General features: G+C 73.2%; 24 protein-coding genes and 1 riboswitch. Of the genes, 7 read left to right on the forward strand and 17 right to left on the reverse strand.

The window, feature by feature from the left end; translation table 11 throughout:
• Positions 1-154 precede the first annotated feature (154 nt).
• A complete protein-coding gene (locus DOO78_RS20105; protein WP_111471665.1) occupies positions 155-628 on the reverse strand; it encodes a MucR family transcriptional regulator in 474 nt (157 codons plus the stop codon).
• Between DOO78_RS20105 and DOO78_RS28255 the strand changes: the two genes are divergently transcribed.
• Positions 627-974: a sulfurtransferase TusA family protein gene (locus DOO78_RS28255; RefSeq protein WP_111471666.1), complete on the forward strand. Its 348-nt coding sequence runs from the start codon at positions 627-629 to the stop codon at positions 972-974. The two genes, DOO78_RS20105 and DOO78_RS28255, sit on opposite strands and share 2 nt — an antisense overlap.
• Before the next feature lie 70 nt (positions 975-1,044).
• Here the strand turns inward: DOO78_RS28255 and DOO78_RS20115 are convergent, their stop codons facing one another.
• From DOO78_RS20115 to DOO78_RS20140, 6 genes are all read right to left on the reverse strand, one after another.
• Positions 1,045-1,491 (reverse strand): GNAT family N-acetyltransferase, encoded by a 447-nt coding sequence (locus DOO78_RS20115; protein WP_243634655.1) that lies wholly within the window; start codon positions 1,489-1,491, stop codon positions 1,045-1,047.
• On the reverse strand, positions 1,488-2,162 hold the full coding sequence (gene tsaB / locus DOO78_RS20120; protein WP_165838998.1) for a tRNA (adenosine(37)-N6)-threonylcarbamoyltransferase complex dimerization subunit type 1 TsaB: 675 nt from the start codon (positions 2,160-2,162) through the stop codon (positions 1,488-1,490). The genes DOO78_RS20115 and tsaB overlap by 4 nt, the downstream gene beginning before the upstream one ends.
• Positions 2,163-2,271: 109 nt before the next feature.
• Positions 2,272-3,099, reverse strand: coding sequence for an exodeoxyribonuclease III (locus DOO78_RS20125; protein WP_111471668.1), 828 nt, complete (start codon positions 3,097-3,099; stop codon positions 2,272-2,274).
• A gap of 67 nt (positions 3,100-3,166) precedes the next feature.
• On the reverse strand, positions 3,167-3,853 hold the full coding sequence (locus DOO78_RS20130; protein WP_111471669.1) for a fumarylacetoacetate hydrolase family protein: 687 nt from the start codon (positions 3,851-3,853) through the stop codon (positions 3,167-3,169).
• A 552-nt stretch (positions 3,854-4,405) separates the two neighbouring features.
• Positions 4,406-5,197 carry a gamma-glutamyl-gamma-aminobutyrate hydrolase family protein gene (locus DOO78_RS20135; RefSeq protein ID WP_111471670.1) on the reverse strand — a complete coding sequence of 264 codons (792 nt, stop codon included), beginning with the start codon at positions 5,195-5,197 and terminating at the stop codon, positions 4,406-4,408.
• 448 nt (positions 5,198-5,645) lie between these two features.
• The gene (locus tag DOO78_RS20140) at positions 5,646-6,272 is read right to left on the reverse strand and encodes a LolA family protein (RefSeq protein ID WP_111471671.1); all 627 of its coding nucleotides are present in this window, start codon (positions 6,270-6,272) and stop codon (positions 5,646-5,648) included.
• Between the two features lie 197 nt (positions 6,273-6,469).
• Between DOO78_RS20140 and DOO78_RS20145 the strand changes: the two genes are divergently transcribed.
• Positions 6,470-7,516, forward strand: coding sequence for a hypothetical protein (locus DOO78_RS20145; protein ID WP_111471672.1), 1,047 nt, complete (start codon positions 6,470-6,472; stop codon positions 7,514-7,516).
• Between the two features lie 91 nt (positions 7,517-7,607).
• Here DOO78_RS20145 and DOO78_RS20150 read toward each other — a convergent pair whose 3' ends face one another.
• From DOO78_RS20150 to DOO78_RS20170, 5 genes are all read right to left on the reverse strand, one after another.
• Complete coding sequence (locus DOO78_RS20150) at positions 7,608-8,213, reverse strand: hypothetical protein (RefSeq protein ID WP_111471673.1); 606 nt, start codon at positions 8,211-8,213, stop codon at positions 7,608-7,610.
• Positions 8,213-10,708, reverse strand: coding sequence for a DNA translocase FtsK (locus DOO78_RS20155; protein WP_243634657.1), 2,496 nt, complete (start codon positions 10,706-10,708; stop codon positions 8,213-8,215). The genes DOO78_RS20150 and DOO78_RS20155 overlap by 1 nt, the downstream gene beginning before the upstream one ends.
• Positions 10,709-10,886: 178 nt before the next feature.
• Entirely contained in the window at positions 10,887-11,696 is an 810-nt protein-coding gene (locus DOO78_RS20160) for a TorF family putative porin (RefSeq protein ID WP_111471675.1), read from the reverse strand.
• 103 nt (positions 11,697-11,799) lie between these two features.
• Positions 11,800-13,134: an ammonium transporter gene (locus DOO78_RS20165; protein WP_111471676.1), complete on the reverse strand. Its 1,335-nt coding sequence runs from the start codon at positions 13,132-13,134 to the stop codon at positions 11,800-11,802.
• A 37-nt stretch (positions 13,135-13,171) separates the two neighbouring features.
• Positions 13,172-13,510, reverse strand: a complete 339-nt coding sequence (locus tag DOO78_RS20170; RefSeq protein ID WP_111471677.1) for a P-II family nitrogen regulator — start codon at positions 13,508-13,510, stop codon at positions 13,172-13,174.
• A 293-nt stretch (positions 13,511-13,803) separates the two neighbouring features.
• Between DOO78_RS20170 and DOO78_RS20175 the strand changes: the two genes are divergently transcribed.
• On the forward strand, positions 13,804-15,078 hold the full coding sequence (locus tag DOO78_RS20175; protein WP_111471678.1) for a UbiH/UbiF/VisC/COQ6 family ubiquinone biosynthesis hydroxylase: 1,275 nt from the start codon (positions 13,804-13,806) through the stop codon (positions 15,076-15,078).
• 6 nt (positions 15,079-15,084) lie between these two features.
• Here the strand turns inward: DOO78_RS20175 and DOO78_RS20180 are convergent, their stop codons facing one another.
• Together DOO78_RS20180 and rph are read right to left on the reverse strand one after the other, a co-directional pair.
• Positions 15,085-15,726 carry a non-canonical purine NTP pyrophosphatase gene (locus DOO78_RS20180; protein WP_111471679.1) on the reverse strand — a complete coding sequence of 214 codons (642 nt, stop codon included), beginning with the start codon at positions 15,724-15,726 and terminating at the stop codon, positions 15,085-15,087.
• Positions 15,726-16,448, reverse strand: a complete 723-nt coding sequence (rph, locus tag DOO78_RS20185) for a ribonuclease PH (RefSeq protein ID WP_111471680.1) — start codon at positions 16,446-16,448, stop codon at positions 15,726-15,728. Before rph ends, DOO78_RS20180 begins: the two co-directional genes overlap by 1 nt.
• Before the next feature lie 343 nt (positions 16,449-16,791).
• Here rph and DOO78_RS20190 point away from each other — a divergent pair, with 343 nt between their 5' ends.
• From DOO78_RS20190 to apaG, 4 genes are all read left to right on the forward strand, one after another.
• On the forward strand, positions 16,792-17,730 hold the full coding sequence (locus DOO78_RS20190; protein WP_111471681.1) for a glycosyltransferase family 2 protein: 939 nt from the start codon (positions 16,792-16,794) through the stop codon (positions 17,728-17,730).
• 779 nt (positions 17,731-18,509) lie between these two features.
• A riboswitch (SAM riboswitch) is annotated at positions 18,510-18,588 on the forward strand.
• 61 nt (positions 18,589-18,649) lie between these two features.
• Complete coding sequence (gene metZ, locus DOO78_RS20195) at positions 18,650-19,882, forward strand: O-succinylhomoserine sulfhydrylase (RefSeq protein WP_111471682.1); 1,233 nt, start codon at positions 18,650-18,652, stop codon at positions 19,880-19,882.
• Between the two features lie 109 nt (positions 19,883-19,991).
• Positions 19,992-20,603, forward strand: coding sequence for a LysE family translocator (locus DOO78_RS20200; protein WP_111471683.1), 612 nt, complete (start codon positions 19,992-19,994; stop codon positions 20,601-20,603).
• 55 nt (positions 20,604-20,658) lie between these two features.
• Positions 20,659-21,024, forward strand: coding sequence for a Co2+/Mg2+ efflux protein ApaG (apaG, locus tag DOO78_RS20205; RefSeq protein WP_341538246.1), 366 nt, complete (start codon positions 20,659-20,661; stop codon positions 21,022-21,024).
• Positions 21,025-21,070: 46 nt separating this feature from the next.
• Here the strand turns inward: apaG and DOO78_RS20210 are convergent, their stop codons facing one another.
• From DOO78_RS20210 to DOO78_RS20220, 3 genes are all read right to left on the reverse strand, one after another.
• The gene (locus DOO78_RS20210; RefSeq protein WP_165838999.1) at positions 21,071-21,724 is read right to left on the reverse strand and encodes an ABC-type transport auxiliary lipoprotein family protein; all 654 of its coding nucleotides are present in this window, start codon (positions 21,722-21,724) and stop codon (positions 21,071-21,073) included.
• A 106-nt stretch (positions 21,725-21,830) separates the two neighbouring features.
• Positions 21,831-22,853: an MlaD family protein gene (locus tag DOO78_RS20215; protein WP_111471686.1), complete on the reverse strand. Its 1,023-nt coding sequence runs from the start codon at positions 22,851-22,853 to the stop codon at positions 21,831-21,833.
• A gap of 43 nt (positions 22,854-22,896) precedes the next feature.
• Positions 22,897-23,664: an ABC transporter ATP-binding protein gene (locus DOO78_RS20220; protein ID WP_111471687.1), complete on the reverse strand. Its 768-nt coding sequence runs from the start codon at positions 23,662-23,664 to the stop codon at positions 22,897-22,899.

Genomic DNA, 23,664 nt, shown 5'->3' on the forward strand with positions numbered 1-23,664 from the left:
CCTAATGCTCGGCGGCCGGCAGGTCCGGCCACCCTGGTTCCCTCAGGGCCGGGACCATAGCCTTCCCTGCCGCCCGCCACCATGGCGGAGGCGGGAGGGAGGGCGGATGGTCCGGGCACGAGACGGATGCATGGCCGGGCGACGGCCTGCCGGATCAGCCGGCCTTCATCGCCGTGCCCGCTGCCACCGTCGACTCGCGCCGCGCCGCACGGGCCGGACGGCCGCGCGGCTTGGTGCCGAGGCCGATCTTCTTGGCCAGCGAGGAGCGATGCTTGGCGTAGTTCGGCGCCACCATAGGATAGTCGGGCGCCAGGCCCCAACGCTCCCGGTACTGCTCGGGTGTCATGTTGTAGGAGGTCTGGAGATGTCGCTTCAACATCTTCAGCTTCTTCCCGTCTTCCAGACACACCAGGTATTCCGGTGTAATCGACTTCTTCACCGGCACCGCGGGTTGTGGACGCTCGGGCTGTGGCTTCGCCACGGGCTGTCCTACCGAGGACAGCGTCCGATAAACCTCCTGGATGAGGTTTGGGAGATCTCCCAACGCTACTGGATTGTTCGAGACATGCGCCGCCACGATTTCGGCTGTCAGTCCCAGCAGGTCGGCAGAAGGCGAATCTTCAGCCATGCGACGTATCTTCCCGTTGTCGGCCGGCGAGCTATACTACCCCCTCACATGGTTTCGCAATACGTTCCAGCGCTTCAGGGGGCATCTTCCGTTGGACTCTGTTAGCGAACAAGAACTCAGCAGCGATCGTCAGCTGGACATCACCACCGACACTTGTCCAATGACCTTCGTCCGCACCCGACTCGCCCTCGACCGGATGCAAAGCGGGCAGACCCTGTTGCTGCGCCTGCGAGGCGAGGAGCCGCGCCGCAACCTGCCCCGGACGGCGACCGAGCAGGGCCATGCCGTGCTGGCCCAGAGGGAACTCGCCGACGGTTCGCTGCTGCTGCTGCTGCGCAAGGGCTGAGGCCCGGCCGCCGCCGCGGCCAGACTTGCGTCGCGGACGCCGTACTATTCGCCGCGACGCAGCGCCGCCATTACTTCCCGGCAGGCGGGCCAGTCAGGACGCGGCGCAGCACCAGCGCGTCCGACCCGTCCGGGTAATAGCGCCGCCGCCGCCCCACCTCGACGAAGCCCTGCCCGGCATAGAGCGCGCGGGCCGCGGCGTTGCCGGCGGCGACCTCGAGGAACATCGCCGCCGCGCCGCGCGCCACCGCCCCGGCCAGCGCCCCGGCCAGCAGCGCGCCGCCGAGGCCGCGCCGCCGCGCCGGGGGCCGCACCGCGAGCGTCAGGATCTCCGCCTCGCCGCCCGCCGCGCGCGCCAGCACGAAGCCCGCCCCGGGCACCCAGAGGCCGAAGGCGCCGGGCATGCCCAGCATCAGCGCGATGGCGTCCGGCCCCCAGGTCTCGGCCGGCGGGAAGGCCTCGGCATGCAGGGCGGCGAGCGCCGCCGCGTCCGCCGCGCCGGCCGGGCCGGGAATCACGCCGGGCTGGCGAGCGGCTGCCGCACCGCCGGCGGCTCGACATAGAGGGGACGCGCCGCGAGGGGCGGCAGCCGCCCGGTCAGCCGCAGCGCGGCGACGCGCGCCACCGCGGCGGCCTCCGGCTGGCGGCTGGCGCTCGCCTCCGCCTCGGCGCCGCGGGCGGCGAGCGCGGCGGCGACCCGCTCGGCGGCATCGCCGACCAAGACCACCGGCCCGCCCGGCAGCGGCAGCGCATCGATCTCATGCACCTCCGGCAACCCGTCCGCCGCCGCGGCCCCGGCGGCGAAGCGCTCGAGGATCACCCGGCCGCGACGGTTGTCGACCACCGACCAGACGCTCCGCCCCGACCGGGCCGCGACCGGCAGCGCCGCGGCCAGCGCCTCGCCCGTCGTCACGCCGAGCACCGGCAGGCTGGCCGCGAGCGCCACCCCCTGGGCCAGGGCGAGCGCGGCGCGGATGCCGGTGAAGCTGCCCGGCCCGACCACGGCGGCCACGGCGTCGAGATCGGTGGCGGCGATGCCGGCCTCGCGCAGCACCGCCTGCGCCATGGGCGGCAGGGCCGCGGCCTGGCCGCGATCGGCCTCGAGGAGCCGCTGGGCCCGGATCGCGGCATCGGCCTGCACGGCGGCCGAGCAGCGGGCGAGCGAGGCATCAAGGGCGAGAATCCACACCGGGCGGGGTTCCTGTCGCGGGCCATTCATCCGCGGCGACATGCTATCGCCCGCGGGCCGCTCATGTCACGATCGACACGACGCCGTTCGTAACAATCGCGGGTGGTCGTCACAGTAGAAGTTCGATCATCACCGGCACATGGTCGCTGGCCTGCGGCCAGCCCCGCGCCGGCTTCAGCACCGCATGCCGCCCGAGCGCGCCGGCGAGGTCGGGGCTGACCCAGAGATGATCGAGCCGCCGGCCGCGATCCGAGGCCTCCCAGTCGCGGGCGCGGTAGGACCACCAAGTGTAGAGCTTCTCCTCGGGCGGCACGAAATGCCGCAGCGCATCGTGCCAGGCGCCGGCCTGCATCCAGCCGGTGAGCGCCGCCACCTCGACCGGGGTGTGCGAGACGACGCCGAGCATCTGCCGGTGGCTCCAGACATCGTTCTCGAGCGGGGCGATGTTCAGGTCGCCGACCAGCACGCTGCGCGGCCGGGCGCCGCGCGCCGCCGACCAGGCCGTCGCCTCGGCGACGAAATCGAGCTTATGGGCGAATTTCGGGTTGGCCGCGCGGTCCGGCAGGTCGCCGCCGGCGGGGACGTAGAAATCGTGCAGCTCCAGCGGACCGCCCGGCGCATCGAGCGAGACGGCGAGATGCCGGCAATCGCCGCGGCCGCACCAGTCGGGATCCTCGTCGCGTACCGCGAAGGGCAGGCGCGAGAGGATGGCGACGCCGTTGTAGCCCTTCATGCCCTTATGGGCGATGTGCGGGAAGCCGAAGCCGCGGATGTCCTCGAGCGGAAAGAGCTCGTCCGGGCATTTGGTCTCCTGCAGGCAGAGCACGTCCGGATCGAGCGCCTTCACCAGCTCCGCCAGCAGGCCGCGGCGCAGCCGAACGGAGTTGATGTTCCAGGTGGCGATGCGAAGCGGTCGCCCGGTGCGCTGGGTCGGCATCGGGAGGGCATAGTCGCCAGCGGCAGCGGCCACAATCCTCGGCGGCCCGTTTGGCGCCGGGGCGCGGTCAGACGATCCGCGTCCGCACCTCGCCCACGCCCTCGACGATGCCCTCCAGCAGGTCGCCCCGCTGCACCGCGGCGACGCCCTCGGGGGTGCCGGTCATGATCAGGTCGCCCGGCGCGAGGCGGACCAGGTGGGAGAGGTTCGAGATCACCTCCGGCACCGACCAGATCAGCTTGGAGAGGTCGGAGGACTGCACGACCTTGCCGTTCACCTTGAGCTCGATCCGGCCCTTCGAGACATCGACGCCCCGGGCCGGCACCAGCGCGCCCATCGGCGCCGAATTGTCGAAGCCCTTGCCCATGTCCCAGGGCCGGCCGGTCTTCTTCGCCTCGTTCTGCAGGTCGCGCCGCGTCATGTCGAGGCCGGCGCAATAGCCCCAGACATGGCCCATCGCCTGCGCGACCGGGATGTCGGCGCCGGCCGAGCCGATCGCCACCACCAGTTCCATCTCGTGGTGCAGCTGCTTGGTCATCGGCGGGTAGGGCATGTCGGCGCCATCCACCACCAGCGCATCGGACGGCTTGGTGAAGTAGAAGGGCGGCTCGCGGCTCGGGTCGCTGCCCATCTCGATGGCGTGCTCGGCGTAGTTCCGGCCGACGCAGAAGATCCGGCGCACCGGGAACATCTGCCCGCTGCCCTGGATGGGCAGGGCGGCGATGACCGGCGGGGCGATGACGTAATCGGACATGCCGCGTGGCACTCCTGCAAGCGGGCGGCGCCGCCCGGGATGGCGCAATGCCCGGGAAGGGGATGCCGGCTGGGGCGGCCCGGGTGCTGGCTGCTGCTTTAGCCCCAGGCCGGGCGGACTGGAACCGCTCGAGCCCCAGTGGCCTGTGCGGCGGCGGCAGATGCAAGGGGTTCGCAACGCCGCCGGCCGGAGGGGTCAACGCGGCGCCGCAAAGCTGCTCTGGAGAAGCCGGCTACACTTGGCGTCATACATCAAGTACAGCGGCTAACTTGCGGAGAAACGGCAAAAAGGCAAAAAAAGCGCCCGGACAGGGGGGTGTCCGGGCGCCGTTGTTGTTGCTTCCGATCGGAAAGGTCGGGCGAGCCGGCAGGGGAAACCGGCCTCGGCCACCAACCCATTATAGGCGGGTTGGCCTGTGGATATTAGCGATGACCGGGCGCGGAAGCAAAAGCCTTTGCGCGACGCAGGCATGCGAGACCGCCATATCGCCCACAAGTCGCGCAACTGTGACCAGAAGTCGCAGCAACCCCAACAGCCGGAGGTTGGATGTTGCTATTCCGCCGCTTGCGCCAGCGCTTGGCCGCTGGGCCCAGCCCGGCGACCGGCGCAGGCCATGGCGGCGGCCCCGAAACGCTCGAACAGCGCCCGGCTGACCGGATCGCGTTCCCAATCATACTCGGGATGCCACTGCACGCCATAGGCGAATCCGGGGGCATCCTTCACCCGCACCGCCTCGATCGTCCCATCCGGCGCCCAGGCCTCGGCCTCGAGGCGCGGCGCCAGCCGGGCGATGCCCTGGTTGTGCAGGGAGTTCACCATCAGCTCGGTGCGGCCGGCCAGCTCGGCGACCAGGCTCTCCGGCTGCAGCCGCAGCCCATGCGCCTTGGCGACGCGGATCCGCGGCAGCGGCTGGTCGGCCGGCGTCGAGTGGTCGATGCGGCCCGGCAGGTCTTGGATCCGCTGGTCGAGGCTGCCGCCGAGCGCCACGTTCAGCTCCTGGAAGCCCCGGCAGATGGCCAGCAGCGGCACCCCGGCGGCGATGGCGGCGCGGATCAGCGGCAGGGTGGTGGCATCCCGCGCCAGATCCTCCGGCGTGCCCTCGGCATGCGGCGGGCCGGCATAGAATTCCGGGCAGACATTGGAACGGCTGCCGGTGAGGATGAGGCCGTCGAGCCGCGGCAGGATCTGCGGCGCCATCGCCTCCCCCGCCGCCGGCAGCAGCACGGGGATCCCGCCCACCGGCCCGAGCACCACGCGGACATAGCTGTCGGAGGCCGCATGGTTCGGTGTGGCGAAGATGCCGAACGCCTTCACGCAACAGGAAATGCCGATGAGCGGTTTCATCACGGTTGCAGCTTCACCCCCGATTGCGGCGCGATCAAGATGGCGGCGTCGATCCTGGCGACGATTGCGATGCAGGTTTCGCGCCAATCCCTGACCGTTTCCTTGACCCGGCCGCCGCTCGTGACGGGGAGATAAGCGCCTCGCGCCGCCCCAGGGCGGGGATTGCCGCATGGCAGCGTGGGCGACGCCGCATGGGCGGCCCCGAGCGCGATCGCCTGGAACCGGCATGCGCGGCTCGTGTCCAGGGCAGGTCCCGTTCGAGTGGACGCACTTGAGCGGGGGAGGATGCCCTGAAAACAGCGCGCTGGAGCATTGGCCGCGAATGCGGCGGAGCGGACGATGCTCTAGCGCATTTCCTGCGAACTTCCGTTCACATGCAATGCTCTAGGTATTTGTTTTTATGAGCATATTCACCTGTCCGGATGAGTTCATCCGGACAGGATCTGCTCTAGGGGATGCCCAGCGCCTCGCGGAAGCGCGGATCGTTGAAGTCGAACAGGATCGCGGGGAAGCGCCCGCCGAATTCCGGCTGCGAGAGCGTCACCCGCGTCTGCTGCCCCTGCGCATCCACCACGACCCATTGCCGCAGCTCGATCGGGTCCTGGGCGAAGACCAGCGTGAGCTGGCCCTCGGCGGCGCGCCCGGTGCGGACCAGGGTGATCCGCAGCATGCCGCCGCCCCGCTCCACCCCGCTGACGCTGACATCGCCCGAGAGGCGGAGGTCGTCGCGCAGCAATATGCCGAGCGGCGTCGAGCCGATCGGCAGGGTGGTCGCCTGCTTGAGCTGGCGGTCGAAGTAGAAGAACTGGCCATAGCTGGCGACGAGGAGCAGGGGTTCGGGCGGATCGTACTCGAACCGCATCTTCCCCGGCCGCACGATCCAGCCCGTACCCTCCGCCGAGGCGCCGTTCTGCGCGATTTGCAGGAAGCGCGCCTTCAGGCTGGTGAGGCGGTTCAGCCAGGCCTCGGCCCGGGCGATGTCCGCCCGGTCGCGCTCGGAGAGCGGCCGGGACTGGGCCAGGGCCGGGCAGGCCGGCAGGAGGATGGGCAGGGCGAGCAGGGATCGGCGCAGCATCGCCCTCCATGTGGACCGGGCGCCGCCGGGGGGAAAGCCCCGCGGCGCCGCCCCATCGTTGCGAAGCGTGACGCGGCGGGAGGCGCCGCGAACGTGAAGCGCCGTGACAGGGGCGTGACTCCCCTCCCGGCGCCGAAGCATGGGACGAGTGGCGGCCTGAGACGTTCCTTCATCATCCCCTGGCAGTATCCGCCCCGATGCCCTTCCTCCTGCCGCAGCTTGCGGCGACCTCCAGCACCGCGACACGCCCCCGGGCGGTGGTCGCGCTCGCCGCCGGCCAGCAGCCGGCCCTGCTGGTGCGCTGCCTCTGCGCGCTGGCCTTGCAGCGGAGCCGGAACGGGCTGTGGCTGGCCCCGGGCGCCTTCGGCGCGGTGGTGGTGCCGGAGGGGCCGGTGGCGCCGCTGCAAGCGGCGTTGCAGCCCCTCGGCCCCTCCCTGCCCTTCCTGCTGACCCTCGCCCCGCCGGCGGCGACGCATGCGGCGCTGCGCGAGGCGCTGGCCAGGGCGGCGGCCTGGGTGGCGCCGGAGGGCCCCGTCCTCACCACCCTGGCCGCGGCGGTGCCGGAGCCGCATTGGCTGGAGCGGGCCATGGCCGGCCTGGCCGACGGCGCCGATGCGGTGTTCGGCGAGGCGGTGGCGCCGGCAGCGGGTCCGGACCCGGCGGCGCGCTATGCCGGCCTGCTCGCCGCCCTCGCCGCCCGCCTCGATCCCGATCCGGCCGATCCCCACCCGGCGCATGGCCAGGAGACGGTGGCGAGCTTCGCCCTCCGCGCCGGGCTGCTGGCGCGGCCGGAGGGCCTGCTGCCCGGGCCGGAGGGCTTCCCCGGCCTGCTGGCGGCCTTGCGGCGGCAGGATGGCCGCCTCCGCCACGTCGCGGGGATGCGGGTCGAGGCCGAGCTGTCGCCGGGGCCGGTCGAGCCGGTCCTGGCCTGGCGGCGGCGGCTGCTGGCGCGGCGCGCGCTGCGGGCCTTCTGGGAGCAGGGCATCGGCCTCGTCGCGGCCGAGACGCCGGGCTTCCGGGGCTGGGCGAGGCGGCTCGGCCTGCCGGCCGGGGCGCTCGGCAGCCTGCTCGCCGCGCCGCGGTTCGGCGCGGCCTGGGCGGCGGTCGAGGCGGCGAGCCCGGTGCTGTCCGCAGCCCGGCCGCTGCCGCCGGAGACCTTGCCCAGGCAGATGCGCCTCGCCCGGCTGCTGCTGACGCTGGCGCCGCGCGCACCGGCCGCGCCGGAGCCGGGGATCGCCGCCTAGAGCAGATCCCGATCGGTGGACGTACCGGACCGGGCCTGAGCGACCACGCCCTGGCGCAGATCGCGTTCCGCTGCCCCCGCCCTTCGAAGGGTCAGCGCGCCGGCGGCGGGCCGCCTTGCAGCGCGCCGGGCGGCAGGGCCAGGTTGCGATAGCCGGGCGGCGCCTGGAAGCGGGCCGGGTCCTGCGGGCCGTAGGAGACCGTGACCGCCTCCACCGTGCCGGCCTGCTCGCCCAGGCTGCCGCTGCTGCGGAGCATGACGCCATCCGCGGTCAGGCAGGTCTCCCCGCGCGCGCGGCCATCCTCGTAGGTCCAGACCGTGCAGGGCAGCCCGGCGATGGTGGCGCTGCCGCCGCGGCTGAACCGGGCATTGGCGGGCGGCTCGGTCGGCAGCAGCGTGCCGCCGGCGGCGGGCGGCACCTCGACGACGGCCCGCTCGCGCTCCATCACCACCAGCATGCGCTGCGCCTTCTGGTCGATCACCGACCAGCCCTGCATGCCGGGCGCCTCGATGCGCAGCTTCCGGGCGGCGGCGAGCCAGGCCATGCGCAGGCTGCGCCCGGCCGCCTGGCCGCCCACCACCCGATAGGTCACCGCGACGTCGCGGCTCGGCTGCAGCAGGGGCCGCTCCTCGGCCGCCGCGGGCAGCGCCGCCCCCAGAGCGAGGACGAGGGCGAGGACGGGAAGGAAGCGGCGCATCACTCCTCCTGGCTGCGGCGCGCCAGCACCTCGCGCTTGCCGACATGGTTGGCCGGCCCGACCACGCCCTCCTTCTCCATCTGCTCGATCAGCTTGGCGGCGCGGTTGTAGCCGATGTTGAGATGGCGCTGGATGAAGGAGGTGCTGGCCTTGCCCTCGCGGCTGACCAGCTCGACGGCCTGGTCGAACAGGCTCTTCTCCGAATCCGAGGCGCCGGCGATGCCGGAGAGGGAGAGGCCGTCGCCGCCCTCCTCCTCCTCGGTCTCGGTGACCTCCTCGACATAGGCCGGCTCGCCCTGGGCGCGGAGGAACTCCACCACCTTCTCGACCTCGCCATCCGAGACGAAGGGCCCATGGACGCGGCTGACGCGGCCGCCGCCGGCCATGTGCAGCATGTCGCCCTGGCCCAGCAGCTGCTCGGCGCCCATCTCGCCGAGGATGGTGCGGCTGTCGATCTTGCTCGTCACCTGGAAGGAGATGCGGGTCGGGAAATTGGCCTTGATGGTGCCGGTGATGACATCGACCGAGGGCCGCTGCGTCGCCATGATCACATGGATGCCGGCGGCGCGCGCCATCTGCGCCAGGCGCTGCACGGCGGCCTCGATCTCCTTGCCCGCCACCATCATCAGGTCGGCGACCTCGTCGATGATGACGACGATCATCGGCAGCGGCACCAGGACCAGGGGCTGGTCCTCGAAGACCGGCTTGCCGGTCTCCGGGTCGAAGCCGGTCTGCACCCGCCGGTTCAGCACCTCGCCGCGCCGCCGCGCCTCGCCCACCTTCTCGTTGTAGCCCGCGATGTTGCGCACCCCGAGCTGCGACATGGCGCGGTAGCGGCGCTCCATCTCGCGCACCGTCCATTTCAGCGCGCCGATGGCCTTGGGCGGCTCGGTGACGACGGGGGCGAGCAGATGCGGGATGCGGTCATAGACCGAGAGCTCCAGCATCTTCGGGTCGATCATGATGAAGCGGCACTCCTCCGGCCCGAAGCGCCAGAGGAGGGAGAGGATCATGGTGTTGATGGCGACCGACTTGCCCGAGCCGGTGGTGCCGGCGATGAGCAGGTGCGGCATGCGGGCGAGGTCGGCGATGACCGGCAGGCCGCCGATATCCTTGCCCAGCGCCAGCGGCAGCCGCCCGGGGTGCCGCTGCCAGTCCTCCGAGCCCATCATCTCGGAGAAGTAGACCGTCTCGCGCTTGGCGTTCGGCAGCTCGATGCCGATGACGTTGCGCCCCGGCACGGTCGCGATGCGCACCGCCGTCACATGCATGTTGCGGGCGATGTCGTCGGCGAGGCCGATGACGCGGGCGGATTTGGTGCCCGGCGCCGGCTCCAGCTCGTAGAGCGTGACCACCGGCCCGGGATTGATGCCGGCGATGCGGCCGCGGACGCCGTAATCCTCGAGCACCTGCTCGAGCATCCGGGCATTGGCGGCGAGCGCCTCCTCGCTCGGCCGGCCGACCCGCTTGCCCGGCGCCTGCAGCAGGTCGATCGGCGGCAGGCGCCAGGGCACCTCGCCGACCAACGGCTGCACCTCCTGCCGCACCGGCCGCGCGGTGTGCGGCGGCGGCGCCGGCGGGGCGATGCGCGGCCCGCGGCCGGCGCCGCGCGGCGACTCGGCCTCCTCCTCCGCGGATGGGGCCGGTGGCGGCGGCGCCGGCCGGGCGGGCGGCGGGACGCTCGGGCCCCGCGCCGGGCGGCGCTGCTCGGCGGCCGCATCGGCGGCGCGCAGCACCGCGGCGAGGTCCGCCGCCGGGGCCGCCGGGCGCCGGGCGCGCCAGCGCAGCATCCCCCCGAGCGGCCGGCCCAGCCGCGCCAGCAGCCCCGCCGCGCTGCGCGCCCCCGCCCCGCCGGCCCGGCCGAGGCCGCTCGCCGAGTCGCGGGCGGCGCGGCCGACCCGCAGCCACTCCGCCGGCGAGAGGCCGAAGGCGGGGATGGCCAGCAGCAGGGTCAGCCCGACCAGCGCCATGCTGGTCACCACGCTGCCGAAGGGCCCGAGCAGCGCCTCGGCGGTGTCGTGCAGCGCATGCGCGGTGACCGCCCCGCCGGCGCCGCCCGGCCCGGCGCTGGCCGGAGCCGGCAGCGGCGCAAGGGTCAACGCCGCGCCGCCGATCGGCAGCGCCGCGAGCAGCGCCGCCAGCCGGGCGGGGAAGAGGCCGAGGCCGCGATGCGTCGCCAGCCGCCAGGCCCAGGCGAGCAGCGCCAGGCCCGGCAGCACGCCGGCCCAGCCGAAGCCCTGCAGCATCAGGTCCGACAGCACCGCGCCCGCCGGGCCGGCGAGGTTGGCCGGCGCCCGGGTGGTGGCGGTGGAGAGCGAGGGATCGGCGGCGTCGTAGCTGGCGAGCGCGACCAGCAGGGCCAGGCCGGTCAGGCCGCAGACGAGGCCGAGGACTTCGAAGAGCCGCCGTCGGATCGCCGCCTTGACGGCCGGCGAGGCGAAGCGGCGGACCCCGGAGAGTTGGGCGGAGGGCATGGAGGCGCGGGTCGCAGACATGGGCGCGGCGAGGATCCGGCTGGAAGGAGACGCGAAGATTAACCCGCAACGCCCTGAGAAAGCGAGATGTGGTACAGGCCGCAGGCGTATCGACCCTGGCAGCGCGGCCGGGCAGGCCTGCGGAAGGCGCCGGCCCGGCGGGCGGCGCCTCCTGCCTTCCGCCCCCTGATGGGGAGGATCAGAAGATCTTGCTCAGCGTGAAGAGCACCCGCCCCTCGCAGATCCGCTGGCCGCCGGTCGCCCGGTCGGCCACCGGCGCGCATTCGTTCTTGCTGATGTTGGTGTCGTACCAGGCCACCGTCGCGGTCACGCCCCAGTAGATCTCGCGCGAGACGCCGATGGAGTACCAGAGATAGTCGGGCGTGCCGAAGAAGGTGTTCTTCTGGATCCACTGGTAGCCGACCCGGCCGGAGGCGGTGAGCTCGAAGGGCAGGGTCACGTCGACGCCGCCCTCGATGTAATTGCCGGCGCCCGACCGCCCGAAGAAGTTCGGCGAGTAGTTATAGGCGGCCAGGATCTTCACCGGGTCGATGGTGTAGTTCGCCTTGACCGCGATCTCCTGGTACTCGTTCAGCTGCGTGCCCGGCGCCTTGTCCTGCCCCGGATAGGTGTAGCCGATATAGCCGATGTCGAAATTGATGCCGCCGAGCGCGAAGCGGTAGCCGGCCATCAGGTCGAGCTCCTGGCGCGTGTCGTTCCAGGGGCTGGCGAGGAATTTCGCGTTCGACAGGAAGGCCCCGACATAGACGCCGCTCTCGTGCTGCACGTCGAGCGTCGCCTGGTAGGCCCAGTTGTTGCGGGTCTGGCTGATGCCGCGGAAGAGGTAGTCGTTCGAGATCGCCGGCGTCGTCGTCACCGTCAGGCCGAGCGAATCGATCTGCTGCTGCGCCGCCGCCGGCAGGGCCGGCAGGACGAGCGCGGCGATGGCGAGGACCGCCTTGCGGAGCAGGGCGGCGGGCCGCTGCGGCAGCCCGGAATGGTCGGTCATGGTTTCCTGGTCCCCGTGTCGGTTGAAGCGGCGTTCCGTTTGGTTAGAGCAACTTTCCCGGTCGCCAAAAAAAGGGAGGGGGCTCGCGCCCCCTCCCGCGCTGTCAGGCGAGGCGCTCGCCGTGCTGGGTGACGTCGAGGCCCTCGCGCTCCTCGTCCTCGGCCACGCGCAGGCCGACGATCACATCGGTGATCTTGAGCAGGATGAAGGTGCCGATCGCCGAGTAGGCGAAGACCGCCGCGGTCGCTTCCAGTTGGATGATGAACTGGTCGAAGCTGCCCGAGACGCCCTCCGGCGCCGCCGTGGTGGCCGAGAGCGCGCCATAGGCGAAGACGCCGGTCAGCAGCGAGCCGACGATGCCGCAGACGCCGTGCACGCCGAAGGCATCCAGGCTGTCGTCGTAGCCGCACATGTGCTTCAGAGCGGTGGCGCCCCAGAAGCCGGCGAGGCCGGCGACCAGGCCGATGATCAGCGCCGGCACCGGCAGCACGAAGCCGGAGGCCGGGGTGATGGCGACCAGGCCGGCGACGGCCCCGGAGATGGCGCCGAGGACGCTCGGCTTGCCCTTGGTCGCCCATTCGGCGAACAGCCAGGAGAGGGTCGCGGCGCCGGCGGCGATCTGGGTGACCAGCATCGCCATGCCGGCACGCCCGCCCGCGGCCCCGGCCGAGCCGGCATTGAAGCCGAACCAGCCCACCCAGAGCAGGCTCGCGCCGATCACCGCGAGCGCCAGGTTGAAGGGCGACATGTTGTCGTGCCCGTAGCCCAGCCGCTTGCCGAGGGTGATGGCGCAGATCAGCCCGGCCACGCCGGCATTGATGTGCACCACCGTGCCGCCGGCGAAGTCGAGCGCGCCGAGGCCGAAGATCCAGCCATTCGGGTGCCAGACCCAGTGGGCGACCGGGCTGTAGATCAGGATGGTCCAGAGGATGTTGAACACCACCAGCGCGCTGAACTTCATCCGGTCGGCGAAGGCGCCGGTGATGAGGGCCGGGGTGATGATCGCGAAGGTCATCTGGAAGGTCAGGAAGACGGTCTCGGGGATGGTGAAGGCCACCGCCGCGTCGCCGCTGCCGAGCGTGAAGGGCTTGTCCCAGTTCTCCGCGACGCCGCTGAGGAAGAGCTTGGACAGGTCGCCGACATAGGCGTTGCCCTCGCCGAAGGCGAGCGTGTAGCCGATGACGCTCCAGACCACCGTGACCAGGGCGGTGATGGCGAAGCTCTGCATCATGGTGGCCAGCACGTTCTTCTTGCGGACCATGCCCGCATAGAAGAGCGCCAGGCCCGGGATGGTCATCATCAGCACCAGAGCGGTGGAGGTGAGCATCCAGGCGGTGTCGCCGGTGTCGATCTTCGGGCCGTCGTCCTGCGCCAGGGCAGGCATGGCGGCGAGCACCGCCAGACCCATGCCGGCCAGCACGCGTGCGGGCATCCTCATCGTGTGATCCTCTGTTCGTTCTGGAAGCGCGGCGGCGTCAGAGCGCCGCCTCGTCGGTCTCGCCGGTGCGGATGCGCAGCGCCCGCTCGACATCGAGGACGAAGATCTTGCCGTCGCCGATCTTGTCGGTGCGGGCCGCCTTGGCGATCGCCTCGCACACCGCATCGGCGAGGTCGGCCGGCACCACGACCTCGATCTTGATCTTGGGCAGGAAGCTGACCTGGTACTCGGCCCCCCGGTAGATCTCCGTCTGCCCCTTCTGGCGCCCGAAGCCCTTCACCTCGGTCACCGTCAGCCCCTGCACGCCGAGCGGAGTGAGCGCGTCGCGCACCTCGTCCAGCTTGAAGGGCTTGATGAATGCCATCACCAGCTTCATCGGCCCGCGAACCTCCTGCGTATCCGGCAGCGACACCTTCCAATTCCCGTGCCACCGGCCGAACGGTGCCGGCGGCCCGGCCGGGCCGGGGCCGCGCCTGCTCGCGACGCCGTGTTGCCGATGCACCGGGGCGTGTCCGGCGCGGCGCGGCCATCCCCGCAACGGAATTCCCGCGGCCGCGCCATGCCGGCGCCAGCCGGCCACCCCTGGCGCCTTCCGCGTCAACTGCACGTTTGTTGGGCATTTGGGTGTCGGGGCATTGACCGCCCCCGGGGCCGGTGGGAGGAACCGGCATGACCTCCGCCTCCGATGTCGCGGTCTGCATCCTGGGCGCCGGCCCCGTCGGCGCCACCCTGGCCGCGACCCTCGCCGCCGCCGGCCTGCCGACCGCCGTGGTCGACGCCCAGCCCCTGCCGCCGATGGAGCTGCAGGCCTTCGACGGCCGGGCCTATGCCATCGCCCTCACCTCGCAGCGGCTGCTGCGCGCCGCCGGCATCTGGGAGCGGCTGCCCGACCCTCCCTGCCCCATCCTCGGCATCCGCGTCGCCGATGGCCGGCCGGGCGAGCCCGCCTCGCCCCTCGCCCTGCAATTCGACGCCGCCACGGTCTCCGACGAGCCCTTCGGCTACATGGTGGAAGCGCGCAGCCTGCGCGTCGGGCTGAATGCCCGCCTGCCGGAGATGCCGCATCTCAGGGTCTTCGCCCCGGCAACGGCCGCGGTGGAGCGCCGGCCGGACGGGGCGCGGATCAGCCTCTCGACCGGCGAGCGGCTGACCGCCCGCCTCGTCGTCGCGGCCGAGGGGCGCAACAGCCCGCTGCGGCGCCAGGCCGGCATCCGCACCGCGGTGCTCGACTACCACCAGATCGGTATGGTCGGCGCCTTCGCGCATGAGCGGCCGCACCGCAACATCGCGCTCGAGCAATTCCTGCCGAACGGGCCCTTCGCCCAGCTCCCCCTCGCCGGGCCGGGCGGCTTCGGCAACGCCGCCTTCCCGCATGCCTCGGCCTTCGTCTGGGCCGACCGCACGGCGATCGCCCGGCGGATGCTGGCGCTCGACGACGCGGCCTTCGGGCGGGAGCTGGCGCGCCGGCTCGGCCCGCATCTCGGCGCCATCCGGCCGATCGGCCGGCGCTGGTCCTACCCGCTCTCGGCCCTGCTGGTGGAGCGCTGGACGGATACCCGCCTGGCCCTGGTCGGCGACGCCGCGCATGGCGTGCACCCGATCGCCGGCCAGGGGCTCAACCTCGGCTTCCGCGACGTGGCGGCGCTGGCCGAGGCGGTGATCGAGGCCTGGAGCCTCGGTGCCGATCCCGGCGCGCCGGCGGTGCTCGCCCGCTACCAGGCGCGGCGGCGGCCGGACACGCTGCTGATGCTCTCGGGCATGCACGCGCTGGAGCGGCTCTTCGGCAACGACATCGCGCCGGTGCGCTGGGCCCGGCGGCTCGGCATCGCCGCGGTGGACCGGCTGCCGGCGCTGAAGCGCGGCTTCGCGCGGCAGGCGATGGGGCTGGGGCCGGGCGTGACCGGGCTGCTCGCCGGCCAGCCGCTCATGCGCGTCGAGGGGTAGCGCCGCCTACCCGGCCGGCGGCAGGCAGGCCGCGGCCAGCAGGGCGAAGGCGCGGGCGCGGTGGCTGATCCGGTGCTTCGCCGCCGGGTCCATCTCGCCGAAGGTTTCGTCGCCGCCCTCGGGCACGAACATCGGGTCGTAGCCGAAGCCGCGATCGCCGCGCGGCGGCTGCACCCAATGCCCCTCGACCCGGCCCTCGAAGCCCTCGGTATGGCCATCGGGCCAAGCGAGGACGAGGGCGCAGGTGAACCAGGCGCGGCGATCGGCCTGCGGCGCGGCGAGGGCCGCGACCTTCGCCATCGCCATGGCGTAGTCCCGCCCGCCCCCCGGTTGTTCGGCCCAGTCCGCGGTGCGCACCCCGGGATCGCCGCCGAGCGCGGCCACCGAGAAGCCGCTGTCATCGGCCAGCGCCGGCAGGCCGCTGGCGCGCGCCGCCGCCAGGGCCTTGATCGCGGCATTGCCGAGGAAGCTGTCCTCGGTCTCGGCGGGCTCGGGCAGGCCGAGCTCGCCGGCCGAGACCACCTGCAGGCCGTGCGGCGCGACCAGCGCCGCCACCTCGCGCAGCTTGCCGGCATTGTGGCTGGCCAGCACCAGCCGTCCCGGCGCCAGCCGGCGATGCGGCGCGCCGGCCGCCCCGCCGCCGGGCATCAGCCGATCCCGGCCGCGCTGCGCTGCAGCCGGAAGAGCTGCTCCGTGCCCTGCCGCGCCAACCCCAGCAGCGAGAGGAGCTGCGCCTCGGAGAAGGGCTCGCCCTCGGCCGTGCCCTGCACCTCGACCAGCCCGCCGCGGCCGGTGAGGACGAAATTGGCATCCGTCTCCGCCTTGCTGTCCTCGGCATAGTCGAGATCGAGCACCGGCTCGCCCTGCCAGATCCCGCAGGACACCGCCGCCACCTGGTCCTTCAGCGGCATGCTGGCGAGGACGTTCATCTTCATGCAGTGGCGGAAGGCGAGGTGCAGCGCCACCCAGGCGCCGGTGATGCTGGCGCAGCGGGTGCCGCCATCGGCGGTCAGCACGTCGCAATCGAGCGTGACGGCCATCTCGCCCATCGCCTTCAGGTCGGTCACCGCGCGCAGGCTGCGGCCGATGAGGCGCTGGATCTCCTGCGTCCGGCCGGACTGCTTGCCGCGCGCCGCCTCGCGGTCGCTGCGGGTATGGGTGGCGCGCGGCAGCATGCCGTATTCCGCCGTCACCCAGCCCTGGCCGGTGCCGCGCAGGAAGGGCGGCACCCGGCTCTCGACCGAGGCGGTGCAGAGCACCTCGGTGTTGCCCATGCGGATGCGGCAGGAGCCCTCGGCATGGCGGGCGACGCCGGGCTCGAGGATGGCGGGGCGGAGGGCGTCGGGCGCGCGGCCGGAGGGACGGGTCATGGCGCGGGGGTTATCACGCCCGCCGGGCGCTGTTGAGGGCCAGAGCAGATCCCGATCAGGTGGACTCACCTGATCGGGTGAAGATGCTCTGAAACAACGGTCCAGGCCGTTGCATGATCGGGTGATTCACGCTTTTCGATGCGTCCCCCTCAAGCGATCTAGGTGGGGCGCCATCCCGGCCCGACCGGGGCGCGACGCGGCCCCCGCCCATAATCTCATTTTTTTAACGTATCGCCCCCTCGCCATCACGACGGGATATGGCAAGAATGAGATACACTTCGCAACATAAGCAGCGATAACCGAGGGGCTTACCGAGCAGGGATCGCCCGAGGAGCCACTCCGCATGCGTATCCCGCCGCCGGCCGCCCCGGCCCCGCAGCGCCGTCCCCGTCTCTCGGCCTTCGTCTGCGCCCGGAACGAGGAGGCGGAGCTGGCGGACTGTCTGCGCAACCTCCGCTTCGCCGATGAGATCGTCGTGCTGCTCGACCGCAGCACGGATGGCTCGGCCGCCATCGCGGAGCGCCTGGCGGACCGGGTGATCGAGGGCGAATTCCCACTGGAAGGCCCGCGCCGCGCCGCCGCCCTGGCCGCCTGCAGCGGGGACTGGGTCCTCGAGATCGATGCCGACGAGCGGGTCACCCCCGCCCTGGCGGCGGAGATCCGCGCCATCGCCGCCGCGCCTGCCCGGGCCGACTGGTATCTCGTCCCGGTCGATAATTTCATCGGCGGCCGGCGGGTCCGGCATGGCTGGGGCGGCTCCTTCGGCACCTCGGCCGTCGCCCGGCTCTACCGCCCGGGCGCCAAGAGCTGGGGCGAGGAGCGGGTGCATCCCGGCGCCCGCCTCCAAGGCCGCTCCGGCGGCCGACTGCAGGGCCGGATCGAGCATTTCGTCGATCGCGACATCTCGGCGGTGATCCGGCGGCTCGACCGCTACACCCTGCTGCGCGCCGCCGACCTGCAACGGGGCGGCGGCGCCCGCCACGGCCTGGCCTCGCATGCCTTCCGCGGGCTGCGGCGCTTCTGGAAATGCTACGTCACCCGGCGCGGCTACCGGGAAGGCGAATGGGGCGTGCTGATCGCCCTCATGGCTGCGCTCTACCCGCTGCTCTCCGAATTGCGGGCGCGGATCGAGGCGGCCGAGCCGGCGGATCCCCGGCCCGCGCCGGGGGCGGCGGACGCCTCCGCCCTCGCCGCGCCGCTCCGCGCCGCCGCCCGGCTGCCCGTGCCCGCCGCACCCCGCCCCGCCGCCCGCCGCGCCGGACAGGGCCGCGCCGCGGCGTGATCGGCTGGTGGCGGCTGGAGCGTGAGCTGGCCCGCTGGGCGCGGGCCGGGCGGCGGCCGCGCCTGTGGTGGCGCGACGACGATGCCGAGGCGGCCGGCCCGGCGCTGCACCGCCTGCTGGCCCTGGCCGGGCGGCTGCGCCTGCCGCTGTTGCTCGCCGTCATCCCCGGCCGCGCCCCGGCCGCGGAGCTGGCCGGGCTCGCCGCCTGCCTCGCCGCGCATCCGCAGGCCTTCGTCGCCCAGCACGGCGTCTGCCACGCCAACCATCGCCGCCCGGGCGAGCCGGATGCCGAGCACCCGTCCTGGCAGCCGGCGGCCGCCATCGCCGCCGCCATCGCCGGCGCCCGGCCGCGCCTGGCCGGCATGCCGCGCCTGCTGCCCGTCTACGTGCCGCCCTGGAACGCGGCGCATCCCGCGCTGCGGCAGGCGCTCGCCGGGCTCGGCCTCGCCCTCTCCGCCGGCGGCGCGGCCGGGCCGGGCGGCGCGCCGGCCGAGCTCGACCCGCTGCGCTGGCGGCCGCAGCCGCGCTTCCGCGGCGCCGGCGCCTGCCTCGGCCGGATGCGCCGGGCGCTGCGGCAGCGGCGCCGGGCCGGGGAGTGGGACCGGCCGCTCGGCCTGCTCACCCATCACCTGGCGCATGACGCCGCCTGCTGGGCCTTCCTGGAAGCGGCGCTGCCACGACTGGCGGCCGATCCGCGACTCGACTGGATCGCCCCGCCGGCGCTGTTTCCGCCGCTTGACCACCCCGGCAGCGACGCCTATCCCTCGCCCCCGATGGCCATGGCCATCCCTCGCGATTTGTCCGGCCAGCTTGCGGCGAGGTAAAACAAGCGCGCTAAACGGCCGTCGGGGGCATCGCTTCCCTGCCCCCGCCCCGTTCATCGGGCCGGACACCGCCGCGTCGCCAAGGTGTCCCCCGCATGTCCAGATCCCTGCCGCCCCGCCCGCTCCGTCCCGCCACGCTGCTGGTCCGCGGCGGCACCATGCGCAGCGACCAGGACGAGACCTCCGAGGCGCTCTTCCTCACCTCCGGCTTCGTCTACGACAGCGCCGAGCAGGCCGAGGCGACCTTCAACGGCACCGCCACGCATTTCCAGTATTCCCGCTTCGGCAACCCGACGGTTGCGATGCTCGAGCAGCGCCTCGCCGCGCTGGAGGGGGCCGAGGCCTGTCGCCTCACCGCGACCGGCATGGCGGCGGTGCATGCGGCGATGCTCTCGCACCTCAAGGCCGGCGACCGCGTCGTCGCCTCGCGCGCGCTGTTCGGCTCCTGCCACTGGATCGTCTCCACCCTGCTGCCGCGCTACGGCATCGAGAGCGAGTTCGTCGACGGCGCCGACCTGGCGCAGTGGGACCGCGCGCTCTCGAAGCCCACCGCGCTGGTGCTGCTGGAGACGCCCTCCAACCCGATGCTGGAGATGGTGGACCTGCCGGCCGTCGCGGCGCTGGCGCACCGGGCGGGGGCGATCGTCGTCGTGGACAACGTCTTCGCCACGCCGCTGCTGCAGAAGCCGCTGGCGCTCGGCGCCGATGTCGTCGTCTATTCCTGCACCAAGCACATGGACGGCCAGGGCCGCGTGCTCGGCGGCGCCGTGCTCGGCAGCAAGACATGGGTGGAGGAGGTGCTGCAGCCCTTCACCCGCAACACCGGCCCGGCGATCTCGCCCTTCAATGCCTGGGTGGTGCTGAAGGGGCTGGAGACGCTCTCGCTCCGCGTCGAGGCGATGTGCCGCGGCGCCGCCGCCATCGCCGATGCGCTGGCCGGGCGGAAGGAGGTGGCGCGCGTCCTCTATCCCTTCCGCGCCGACCATCCGCAGCAGGCGCTGGCGCGGCGGCAGATGGCGGGCGGCGGCACGCTCGTCACCTTCGAGCTGAAGCCCGGCCCGGGCGACGCCCGGGCGGAGGGCGCCAAGGCGGCGGCCTTCCGCTTCTGCAACGCGCTGCGGCTGATCGACATCTCGAACAATCTCGGCGACAGCAAGTCGATGGTCACCCATCCGGCGACGACGACGCATATGCGCATCGGCGCCGAGGAGCGGGCGCGGCTCGGCATCACCGACGGCACCATCCGCCTCTCGGTCGGGCTCGAGGATGTCGCCGACCTGATCGAGGACCTGGACGAGGCGCTGGCCGCGGCCGGCCAGGCCCGGTAGCGCGCCAGGCCGGTGGCGGCGGCCGCCGGGCCGTGGCACTCTCCGCCCGGCGCCCGGCAAGGGGGCCGCGCCGGGCCTGCCGGCCGCCACGACAGGTGGGGATGCGTCCATGAGCCTCGAGACCTGGGCCGCCTTCGCGGCGGCCGCCATCGCGCTGCTGCTGATCCCGGGGCCGACCATCCTGCTGGTGATCGGCCAGTCGCTCGGCGCGGGGCGGCGGCGGGCCCTGCCGCTCATCCTCGGCGTGGCGCTCGGCGACCTGACGGCGATCACCCTCTCCCTCGCCGGGCTCGGCGCGCTGCTCGCCGCCTCCTCGCTGCTCTTCACCGTGTTGAAATGGGCCGGCGCGGCCTATCTGGTCTGGCTCGGCCTGCGGCTCTGGCGGGCCCCGGCCGAGGCCGGCGCCGCGCCGCCGCAGGGCGCCGGCCGGATGCTGCGCGACGCCTATCTGGTGACGGCGCTGAACCCGAAGAGCATCGCCTTCTTCATCGCCTTCATGCCGCAATTCCTCGACCCGGCGCGGCCCTTCCTGCCGCAGGCGGCGCTCCTCGCCGCCACCTTCGTCAGTCTCGCGGCGCTGAACGCGCTGGCCTATGCGCTGCTCGCCACCCGGCTCTCCGGCGCGGTGCGGCGGCCGGCGCTGCGGCGCGGCCTCAACCGGCTCGGCGGCGGCCTGCTGATCGGCGCCGGCCTCGCCACCGCCACGCTGCGCCGGGCCTGACGCCATGGCCGATGCCCGCAGCCCCGTCTGGACGGCCGTGACCGGGGATGTGCGCGTGACCGTCCGCACCTACTACCTCGCCGACCAGTCCGAGCCGGCGCGCAGCCACTATGCCTGGGCCTATCGCGTGAGCATCGCCAATGAGGGCCGCCGGACGGTGCAGCTGCTCAAGCGCACCTGGCTCATCACCGATGCGCAGGGCCGCACCCAGCGGGTGCATGGCGACGGGGTGGTGGGGGAGCGGCCGGTGCTCGATCCCGGCGAGAGCTTCGAATACACCTCGGGCACGCCGCTGGCGACGCCCTCGGGCTTCATGCGCGGCACCTACCACATGGTGGCCGTGGAGAGCGGCGAGGCCTTCGACGTGGAGATCCCGGGCTTCAGCCTCGACAGCCCCTTCCAGCCGAACGCGGTGCACTGAAGGCCGGCCTGCGGCTGCCAGGGCAGTGCCCGGGTCGAGGGGCGCGCTACCGCCGGCCGGCCACCCGGCCGCCGCCCGCCCCGGCCCCGATCGCCCCGCCGAGGGCGCGTTCCAGCCGGCCGAGCGCCATGCCGAGCGCGGCGCTCATCGCCGCGGCGGCATCCGCCGGCGCCAGCCTGTCCTCCGGCTGCGCGCCGCCCGGCAGCGGCGCCGTGCCCTCGACCGGGAACTGGCCGAGCACGCGGTTCTCGGCGCTGCCATTGTCGAGCAGCAGGCCGGAGAGGCCGGCGCGGGCCACGCCCTCGGCGGGTTCCGCCTGCAACCGGGTCAGCTCCGCTTCGAGGATGAGGTCGGCGCGCAGGCGCGAGCCGGGCGCGGTGACGGCGCGGAAGCGGCCACTCGCCAGCAGCCAGCGGCGCAGCGCCTCCTCCGTCAGGTCGACCGGCGGCGCGGTCCATTCCGACCAGAATTGCAGCGTCACCTCGCCGCGGGCGCCGAGGATGCGCAGGCCCCGCTGCTCGAGCCCCGGCGCCGCCCGCATGGTGCGCAGCAGCAGCACCTGCCCGGAGCGGGGCGGCGGCGGCCCGGGCGGGCGCTCCGGGGCGAGGACGAAGCGCTCCACCTCACGGTAGGGCCGGTTCGGCAGCACGCTGCAGCCCGGCAGCGCGGCGGCGAGGAGCAGGAGGCCGCGGCGCCTCATGCCGGGCGCCACGCCGGCGCGCGGCCCGGCGTCGCGGCATGCGCCGGGATGCCGGTTCGGGCGCTCGGCCCTGCGGGCCGCGGGTCGGTCTTGCATGCGCTCGGTATCATCGGCGGGATCCGGAAGGGGCCGGGGGCGGCGCGCCGAAGATCGCCTGCGAGGGGTTGCGGCGCAGCTGCTCGGTGGTGTCGCGCAGGTTGGCGACGGCGGAGCGCAGGTCGCGCAGGATCGGCGCCAGCTCCGCCTGGATGTCGGCGGTGACGCTGCGGGCGGTGCGCATGGTGGCGTCCAGGTTGGTCACGCTGCCGGGCAGGCGCTGCGAGGCGGTGCGCAACTCGGCGGTGGCGGCGGCGAGGTTGGCGAGCGCCTGGTTGACCTCGCGGCCCGCCAGCAGCCGGCGCGCCTCCGCCGCGGTGCTGCGCAGCTCGCCGGCGATCGCCGGCACGTCGGCCTGGTTCACCGCGGTGTTCAGGTCGCGCAGCAGGGCGGAGGCCTCGCGCATCGTCGTCGCGACGTCGCCGTCCTGGACCTGGTGCCGCAGATCGGCGGCGAGGCCGACCACGTTCTCGAGCAGCGCCGGCAGGTTCACGTCCTGCAGCTTCTGCAGCAGCTGCTCGGCGGCGTTCTGCACCTGCGCGACGGTGGAGGGGATCGCCGGGATGTAGGGGTAGCGCGGCTCCCAGGGCACGGCGCGCGGCGGGAAGCGCTGCGGATCGACGAAGTCGAGCTCGAGGTAGCTCACGCCGGTGATGCCCTGCGCCGCCATGCGGACCCGGAGGCCGAGGCGGATCGCTTCCTGCACGTTCGGCGTCTCGCCGATGCGGTTGTTGTCGATGGCGAAGCGGACATAGACGAGTTGGAACGCGGCCCCGAAGGGATCGTTCGCCGGCCGGCGGTACTCGGCCGAGACCAGGCCGATCTCCGAGACCCGGCCGATGCTGACGCCGCGGTAGCGCACCGCCGCGCCGATCTCGAGGCCCTGCACCGATTCGCGGATATAGGTCTCGAATTGCTGGTTGTTGGAGCCGATCCGGTCGGCGGTGAGGAAGAGGATGAAGCCGATGCCGAGCGCGAGCCCGGCGAGCACCAGGGCGCCGACGCGCAGGTACAGGCTGTTGGACTGCGCCATCGTCAGCTCCCTTCGCCGCGGCGCCGGCCGCCGCCTGCCCCGATCATTCCAGCACCTCGCGCCGGAAGAAGGCCCGGACCACCGGGTTGTCGCTCTCCTCGCGCAGGCGCCGGGGGTCGCCCTCGGCAATCATGCCCTTGGCCTCCTTGTCCAGCATGATGCAGCGGTCGCCGATGGCGAGGATCGACTGCAGCTCATGCGTCACGACGACGAAGGTGGTGCCGAGTTCGCGCGCGATCTGCCGGATCAGCGCGTCCAGCCCCGCCGAGGTGATCGGGTCGAGGCCGGCCGAGGGCTCGTCGAGGAAGAGGATCGGCGGGTCGAGCGCCATGGCCCGGGCGATGCCGGCGCGCTTGGCCATGCCGCCCGAGATCTCGGCCGGCAGCCGCCCGGCGGCATCCGAGAGCCCGACCAGGCCGAGCTTGACGCGGGCGACCAGGGCCCGCGCCTCGGCCGGCAGGCTGGTATGCTCCTCGAGCGGCACCTCGATGTTCTCGGCCAGGGTGGAGGAGCCGAAGAGCGCGCCCGATTGCCACATGACGCCGATCCGCCGCAGCAGCGCCGTGCGCGCCGCCCCCTGCAGCCGGTCGATCCGCTCGCCCAGCACCTCGATGCCGCCCTCGGCCGGCGGGTAGAGGCCGATCATGTGCTTGAGCAGCGTCGACTTGCCGCAGCCCGAGCCGCCGAGGATGACGAAGACCTCGCCGCGCCGCACCTCGAAGCTCACATGCTCGAAGATCGTTCGCCCATCGAAGCGGGCGGCCAGGTCGCGCACGCGGATCACCGTCTCGGCCGCGCTGTCCTCCGCCAT

The sequence above is a fragment of the Roseicella frigidaeris genome, from assembly GCF_003258945.1.
Taxonomy (GTDB): Bacteria; Pseudomonadota; Alphaproteobacteria; order Acetobacterales; family Acetobacteraceae; genus Paracraurococcus; species Paracraurococcus frigidaeris.